The sequence below is a fragment of the Spirillospora sp. NPDC047418 genome, from assembly GCF_040643275.1.
Classification (GTDB): Bacteria; Actinomycetota; Actinomycetes; order Streptosporangiales; family Streptosporangiaceae; genus Spirillospora.
Genome location: NZ_JBEYTW010000044.1, coordinates 59,100 through 67,497, shown reverse-complemented (window position 1 = coordinate 67,497; position 8,398 = coordinate 59,100). Strand labels below are relative to the sequence as shown.

The following is an 8,398-nucleotide window of genomic DNA, read 5'->3' as shown; positions in this document are numbered from 1 at the left end:
TGGTCCCACTGGCGACGCCGTCACCAGGCCCGATCCCAGGCCAGCCACTACCACCGACAAGCCACTCAAGCATGAAGATCGCGATCTACAACTGGGGTACTAGGCTACGCCGGCACCGAGCGACCCATCGTCAACACCATGCGCAGCTTCGCGGTCTCGGCGTGGGTCCGTCTGGAGAAGGGGGACCGCACTCGGACGGTGCTCAGCCAGGACGGCGAGAACAAGAGCGGGTTCTACCTTAAATACGATGGCGCGTATCAGAAGTGGGCGTTTTCGAGGGTCAAGGCAGACTCTGCTGAAACTGGGACCTATCAAGCCTTCTCGAAAGAAAAGGCCGTCCTGAATTCATGGACCCACCTGGTCGGAATTTTCAACAAGGACACCAAAAAACTGCGGATATATGTGAATGGGGTGCCCGGGATCGAGAGTCCGGAGGTCTCTTCAGTGTGGCTTGCCCAAGGAGGGTTCCAGATCGGGCGCAGCAAGTGGCTTGGAACCCAGGCCGACCACTGGGCGGGCCAGATCGATGACGTCCGGGTCTATGACCGGATCGTGAGTGACCAGGAGGCCGAGGCGATGGTCACGCAGCATCCGGTGTTGAAGGCCCGATGGGCGCTGAATCCGGAGCCGGTGGACGCGGCGTTCCAGGGCCCGGCCGGTGCGCCCGCGCTGACTCTGCACAATGGCGCGTTCATCGATTCGGCGGCGGGATTCAAGGGGTGGGGGTCGCTGGCGGGGTTGAAGCTGGACCCGTTGCAGAAGGCATTCGCCGAGACCTCGGCTCCGGTGGTGACGACGAAGGATAGTTTCACGATCGCAGGGTGGGTGCGCAATGCCGGGCGGCCGTCGCAGCCGGCCACGGTGTTCTCCCAGCCGGGCGTGAATACGAATGCGTTCGCGTTGCGGTACGTGCCGGGTGCGGATCCGGAGGAGCAGGGCGTCTGGCAGGTGGTGATGCACAACTCCGATGACGCGGCCGCTCCGGCGTTGACGGCGTCCCATTCGGGGTTCGATCCGCAGAACTGGTCACATCTGGCGGTGGTGTACGACGCGCTGCGCGACCGGGTCAGTCTGTACGTCGACGGGCAGTTGGAGCAGACCGCCGACAACGTGTCCCAGGCAAAGGGAGTCGTGACCTTTGACGCGAAGGACAACGGCGGCCTGCAGGTCGGCCGCACCAAGTTCGGCGATCCGAGCGGCAACGGTACCGAGTACTGGACCGATGCCGTCGACGACGTGTGGGCCTACCAGGGCGCGTTGACGACCGAGCAGGTCCAGATGCTGGCCGGCGGTATCGAGCTGCCGACCGCGGACGGCCCCTAGCAACCATTCGGGTCCGCCGCCCCGGCGCGGGACGGCGGGCCCGGACCGACCCTTGCCGATTTCTCTTCTGCTGATCGTGTGACGCTCCCCGTCTCCGCGGGGGGCGGTGGCGATGGAGGACGTCGTGAACGCAGGCCGCAAGAGGCTGGTGCTGGGATCGCGTCGGGCGGTGACCATGGTCGCGGCCGTGACGGCGCTGCTGATGCCTGCCGGGCTGCTGTCGGTTCCGCCGGCACTGGCCGACCCGCCGAACTCCGAGCGTCCCAAGGTCGCCGATCACGAGAAGCCGGTGCCAGGCCATGACTTGAAGGTCCGGCCCCGCAAGACCGACCCGGCCCAGCCGCTACCCGCGGCCAAGGCGGCATGGCCGGAGCCCGGGGCCGCCGAGGTCGACGTCCCCTCCGGAGGCAAGGATGCCGGGGCGCGTGCGGGCAAGCTACCGATCCAGGTGCTGCCGCCCGGCAAGCCACTCCCCGCGGCGCGAGCGGTGCCCGTAGCAGACCGGGTGCGGGTGCAGGTCCTCGATCGGCAGACCACCCGGCGACTCGGGGTGGACGGCCTGGCCTTTACGGTGGCGCGCGCCGATGCCAACGCCCTGGGTCGGGCGAGAGTACGGTTGGACTACTCCAAGTTCGCGCAGGCGTTCGGCGGCGCCTATGGCGCCCGGCTACGCCTCATGCAACTCCCGCAGTGCGCCCTGACTTCCCCCGAGAAGCCGGAATGCCGTACCGGCGAGCCGGTGACCACGGACAACGACGCGGCATCCAAGACCCTGACCGCCGACATCGAGGCGGCTCCCTACGGGTCGTCTGGGGCACGGACGGCGACGGCTGGGCAGAATGCGACGTTGCTGGTCGCTGCAGCGAGCTCCGACAGCTCCCAGGGCGACTACAAGGCGACGTCCTTGGAGGCCTCAGCGACGTGGAGCGCCGGCGGTAATGCAGGCGATTTCACCTGGTCGTATCCGATGCGGGTACCGCCCGTCCCCAGCGGGCTGACGCCTAAGGTCGCCATCTCCTACTCTTCCGCCAGCGTGGACGGGAAGACCGCGACAGCAATGGTCAGCCGTCGTGGGCCGGCGAAGGTTTCGACCTGTGGCCCGGTTACATCGAGCGGCGCTACAAGTCGTGTGAGGACGACGGCGCGCCCAAGGATGAATGGGAAAACTCGCCGGGTGACCAGTGCTGGGGTTACGACAACGCGACCGTGACCTGGAACGGCAAGGGCGGAGAGCTGATCAAGGCCTCCGACGGCACGTGGCGGATGAAGGGCGACGACGGCACTAAGTTCGAGAAGCTCACCAGCTCGGCCACCGGCAACGGCGATGACAACGGGGAGTACTGGAAGGTCACCACGACCGACGGAATCCAATACTTCTTCGGGCTGAACCGCCTTCCCGGCTGGGAGAGCGGTAAGCCGGAAACGAATTCGACGTGGACGTCCCCGGTGTTCGGTGACGACTCCGGCGAGCCCTGCCATGACTCGACATTCGCGGGTTCGTGGTGCCAGCAGGCCTACCGGTGGAACCTGGACTATGTCGTCGACCCGTCCGGCAATGCCATCAACTACACCTACGGCACCGAGACCAACCACTACGGCCGCAACCTCAAGCCCGAGGACGAGACCCCGTACGTCCGCGGCGGCTACCTGAAGACGATCTCCTACGGGCTCCGCAAGGACGCGCTGTTCGCCAAGCCGTCCGCCCAGGTCACCTTCACCACCTCCGAGCGCTGCATCCCGGATGCGAACTTCGACTGCGCTCCGTCCAAGATCGGCGCCAACCCCGACAAGTGGTGGGACGTCCCCTGGGACCTGAACTGCAACTCCGGCCAGGAATGCAAGGACACCCATGGCGGCCTGTCGCCGACGTTCTGGTCGCGCAAGCGGCTGACCAAGGTCACCACCCAGATCCTCAAGCCGGACGCATCCGGGTATCGGCCGGTGGACTCGTGGTCGATGGACCATTCCTGGGGGCTGGCCGACGTCGAGCGGGACCTGCGGCTGGACGAGATCCAGCACACCGGATACACCGCCGATGGCACCGCGACGACCTTGCCGAAGGTGACCTTCAACCATGTCCAGTTGCCGAACCGGCTAGACAAGACCGGCGACGACATCCTGCCGTACATCCGCTATCGACTCGGCGCCATCTACGACGAGTCCGGCGGGCAAATCGACATCGCCTACTCCGACCCCGACTGCTCGTTGAGCGATCTGCCGACCCCGGAGACCAACAGCACGCGCTGCATGCCGGTCATCTGGACGCCACCCGGCCGCGAAGACCCGATCACCGACTGGTTCCACAAATACGTGGTCACCTCCGTCATACAGACCGATCGCACCGGCCTGGCTCCCGACATGGCCACCAAGTACCAGTATCTCGGCGGGGCGGCGTGGCATTTCGATGACGATGACGGGCTGACCAAGGAGAAGGAGAAGACGTGGTCACAGTGGCGCGGCTACGGCCACGTCCGCACCCTCACCGGTGACTTCAACAACCCAGCCAGCCAGTCCGACACCTATTACCTGCGCGGCATGGATGGGGACCGCAAGACCAAGGACGGAGGAGAGAAGAGCGTCACCGTCTCCGACGGCGAGGGCGGCACCTACACTGACCATGACGCCCTCGCGGGGTTCACCCTCAAGACCGTCCAGTACACCGCCCCGGGCGGCAGCATCCATACCAAGACGGTGAACACGCCGTGGCGGGTGCAGACCGCCTCGCGAACCCGGTCATGGGGCACGACCACCGCGAACGTGATCGCGGTGGACACGACGCGGACGTGGACGGTCAAGGACGGCGGTGGGTGGACCGAGACCAAGACCGACAACACCTACACCGGCTCTGGTCCGGGCGCCGGCCGGATCGTCATGGTCAACGACCTCGGTGACATCGGTACCAACAGTGACGACAAGTGCACCCGCACGACCTACGCAGACAACACCGGTACTTGGATGGTGTCCTTCCCGTCCCGAGTGGAGACCGTTGCTGTCGCCTGCACCGCCACTCCGGAGCGGCCTGGGCAGGTCGTCTCCGACGCACGCACCTACTACGACGGCGGCGGTTTCGGTGACGCTCCGTCCAAGGGGCGCATCACCAAGATCGAGAAGCTCGCGGGCTACGACGGTGCGACGCCGCAGTATGTCGTTCAGGCGACCACCACCTACGACTCCTTCGGACGGGTAGAGCAGGTCAAGGACGCGCTCGGACAGATTTCCACCACCGTCTACACCGACGCCCAGGGCCTGACCACCAAGAAGCAGACGACCACACCGCCGGCCATACCGGGTAACGCATCCACGGCACTGACGACCACTGAGGAGTTGGACCCGGCGTGGGGACAGCCGACCCGCACCACCGATGCCAACGGGTTGAAGACCGACCTGGTGTACGACGGCTTGGGCCGGCTGACCCAGGTGTGGCTGGCGAACCGGTCCAAGGCAAACGACCCTTACCCGAACACTCAGTTCGACTACCGGGTGGTCGAGGGGCAGATAGCGGCGGTCACGACCAAGGCGTTGACGGCAACCGGCGGGCAGCGGGTGCAGAAGGTCGAACTGCTGGACGGGTGGCTACGGTCCCGCCAGACTCAGGTACCCGCCCCTGACGGACGCCTGATTACGGACGCCTTCTACGACACTCGCGGTCAGGTCATCAAGACCTACGCCCCCTACCTGGCTGCCGGCGCCCCGGAAACTACCCTGTTCGGGATCGGGACCCCAGGCAATGTGGAGACCCAGACTCGTACCGAGTACGACGGCCTCGGTCGCAAGACCGTTGAGACGCTCACCAAGGGCAACGGGTCGCAGCCTGAGCAGGAGTTGTGGCGCACCACCTACTCCTACGGCGGTGGCAACCGTGTCTCGGTCACGCCGCCCGACGGGGGCACCCCCACCGCCCAGATCAGCAACGTGCGCGGCCAGGTGATCGAACGCCGCCAGTACAAGGCGTCCACCCCCACCGGTGACTACGACGCCACCCACTACACGTACACGCCGTCCGGGGAGATCGCCTCGGTGACCGACCCGTCCGGCAACACCTTCACCACCACTTACGACCTGCGCAACCGGAAGGTCCAGACCACCGACCCGGACAAGGGCACCACCACCTACACCTACGACGACCTGGATCGCGTGGTGTCCGCCAGCGACGCTCGCGGAAAGAAGGTCTTCACCACCTACGACGGCCTGGGCCGTAAAACGGCCACCCGTGAAGGCGCCGCGGATGGGCCGCTGCTGACCTCGTACACCTACGACACCGCCACTCGCGGAAAGGGCGAACTCGCCACGGCGATCCGCCATCACGACGGCGCCCAATACATCAGCCAGATCCGCGGCTACGACGAACTCGGGCGCGTTGCGGCCACCTCCGTGACCATCCCCTCCCAGCAGGGGGCGCTGGCGGGGACCTACTCGTCCACCACGAACTACAACCTGGACGGCACCGCCCAGAGCAGCAGCCTGTCCGGCGGCGGCGGCCTGCCCTACGAGACCCTGGTCAATACCTACGACACCTGGCTGCGGCCGACGCGGCTGACCAGCGCCAAGGGTACCTACGTCAACGACACCGTCTACACCCCGACAGGCAAGCCGTCCATCATCGAACTGGGGAGCGAGCCGAAGCGGGCGTGGCAGACCTTTACCTACCAGTACGGCACCCAGCGCCTGGCCACCGCCAAAGTCCTCCGCGAGGGCATCGACGGCAACGATCGGTACGCCACCTACAACTACACCGACTCCGGCAGCATCACTTCCATCACCGACGCCTCCCGCGACGGCGTCGACAACCAGTGCTTCACCTACGACCACCTCCAGCGCCTCACCCAAGCCTGGACGCAAGGAACCACCGACGCCTGCGCCGCCGAACCTACTGCCTCGCTGATCGGCGGCCCGGCCCCATACTGGCAGTCGTTCATCTACGACAAGGCTGGCAATCGCACCGGCGAAACCCGCCATGGTATCGGCGGCACCATCGACACCACCCGCACCTACACCTACGCACCCGCAGGCCAGGGCAACCGCCTCACCCAGGTCACCCAGACCGGCCCTACTGGCCAGCGCACCGATACCTACGGCTACGACTCCACCGGCAACACCACCACCGTCCAGCCGGCCGATGGCAGCCCCACCAACGCCACCCAGACCTTCACCTGGGACAGCGAAGGGGAGCTGGCCAAGGTCACCGAAAACGGCAACGACGAGACCTACATCAACGACGCCGACGGCAACCGCCTCATCCGCACCGACCCCACCGGCTCCACCCTGTACCTGCCGGGGGGCACCGAACTGCGCGCCCTCAACGGTGCCAACACTGCCACCGGCACCCGCTATTACACCTTCGGCGGCCAGACCATCGCCATGCGCACATCTACCGGCACCGTCACCTACCTTGCCGGGGATCACCAAGGCAGTGCACAGGTCGCCGCCGATGCTGCCACCCAGGCAGCCACGGTCCGCCGATTCACTCCCTTCGGCTCCATCCGCGGCATGGACGAGGACGCCACCTGGCCAGGCGACAAGGGCTTCGTCGGCGGTACCCAGGACACCACGGGTCTCACCCACCTCGGCGCTCGCGAATACGACCCAGACACCGGCCGCTTCATCTCCGTCGACCCCCTCATGGACCTCGCCGACCCACAACAGATGAACGGCTACACCTACGCCAACAACAACCCCGCCACCCACGCCGACCCCGACGGACAATGCCCACCTGACATCTGCGGCGCGGGCATCATCAATGTGGGCCATGGGCCCGCGACCACGGGAGGCTGTGGCCACGATGTCTGCACTTCCTCACCGGCAGAAACCGCCAAAGCCGTCCGAAGCTACTGGAAGCCACGAAAGACGACGATTGGCGCCACCATAATCAACGCGCCGAGCGAGGCAGCCTACCGCGCGGCATATCTGACCGCGCTGATCGAGAGAAGCAAGGGACCATACTGGTGGGACCAGAACTTGGACCTTCCTTCCTGTACCCCTGGCGCCGTCGGTGCGGTGAACGGCGCCTGCTCGGTTGGCGAGATCGACATCCTCTCGAGATTCGGCGACCTCCTCTGCAAGATCGGCGGGTTCAAGTGTAGCCATGTGTCAGTTCGCACCTACGTCACTCTTGGCCTGGCCGGCTTTGTACCCGGTCAGGAAGGCGCAGGGCACGTCGGTGGCGCCGGAGGCATCCGACCGAAAGCCCGTAAGCGCTCGAACCTGGGCGACTGCAGCAGTTTCGTTCCAGGTACCGATGTCCTCATGGCCGACAACACGCGCAAACCCATAGAGGACGTCAAGGTCGGTGACAGGGTCCTCGCCACGGACCCTGAGACGGGCGAGACCCGAGCTCAACCCGTCGTCGGCACCATCACCAGCAAGGGCGACAAGAACCTGGTACAGATCACTGTGAACGCGGCCGCTCCGGCTCTCGGCTGGATGGCGGGTCACACGCCAGAGCCCACGACCGCGACACCTCTCGTCCTCAAGAAGTCGAAGAGCGGCATGCTCATCGCCACCGACACCCACCCCTTCTGGGTCGCCGGCGACATCAACGCCTGGGTCGAGGCCGCCGACCTCAAACCCGGCATGTGGCTCCGCACCAGCGCCGGCACCTACGTACAGGTCACCGCCACCAGACATTCGACCGCCCACCACCAACGCGTCCACAACCTCACCATCGCGAGCACTCACACCTACCATGTGGAGGTCGGGAACGCATCAGTTCTCGTCCACAATACGGGTTGTGGAGTCGGCGGCGCCCTCAAGGGTTGGCAGAGTCAACGTTTCCAGTACGGGGATAACAGCTTCCTGCTGAGGAAGGCGGACATGACCCATATCCTCGAGGGTCATCACCCCAAATACCTTCGCGGAAATCCGGGCGACAATACCCTGTTCGATGAGAGAATGACCGTGGGGGATATCCAGAATGCCATATCCGCAGTGATGAGACAGAATCAGCGTCAGTTGAGCAGTCAAGAATACGCTCAAGGTAAGTGGGGTAAGATCCATGGCGAGTACCAAGGGCGTCGGTATACCCTTGGCTTTGGGGACGGTGTTGTTGGACAGTTCTACCCGAATCGCTAGGGAATGG

At 65.4% G+C, this 8,398-nt stretch carries 3 protein-coding genes; all 3 read left to right on the top strand.

Annotated features, from left to right (window positions below; all coding sequences use genetic code 11):
• Positions 1 to 138 precede the first annotated feature (138 nt).
• The 3 genes from ABZ806_RS25540 (at position 139) to ABZ806_RS25530 (ending at position 8,391) form a co-directional block, all read left to right on the top strand.
• Positions 139 to 1,323, top strand: coding sequence for a LamG domain-containing protein (locus ABZ806_RS25540; protein ID WP_500219903.1), 1,185 nt, complete (start codon positions 139 to 141; stop codon positions 1,321 to 1,323).
• Between the two features lie 112 nt (positions 1,324 to 1,435).
• Entirely contained in the window at positions 1,436 to 2,533 is a 1,098-nt protein-coding gene (locus tag ABZ806_RS25535; RefSeq protein ID WP_500219902.1) for a hypothetical protein, read from the top strand.
• Entirely contained in the window at positions 2,530 to 8,391 is a 5,862-nt protein-coding gene (locus ABZ806_RS25530; protein ID WP_500219901.1) for an RHS repeat-associated core domain-containing protein, read from the top strand. The genes ABZ806_RS25535 and ABZ806_RS25530 overlap by 4 nt, the downstream gene beginning before the upstream one ends.
• The last annotated feature ends 7 nt before the right edge of the window (positions 8,392 to 8,398 follow it).

Bases quoted from the DNA above. Each gene is read 5' to 3' on its own strand.
- ABZ806_RS25540 (WP_500219903.1), top strand. From the start codon at position 139: ATGCGCAGCTTCGCGGTCTCGGCGTGGGTCCGTCTGGAGAAGGGGGAC.
- ABZ806_RS25535 (WP_500219902.1), top strand. From the start codon at position 1,436: ATGGAGGACGTCGTGAACGCAGGCCGCAAGAGGCTGGTGCTGGGATCG.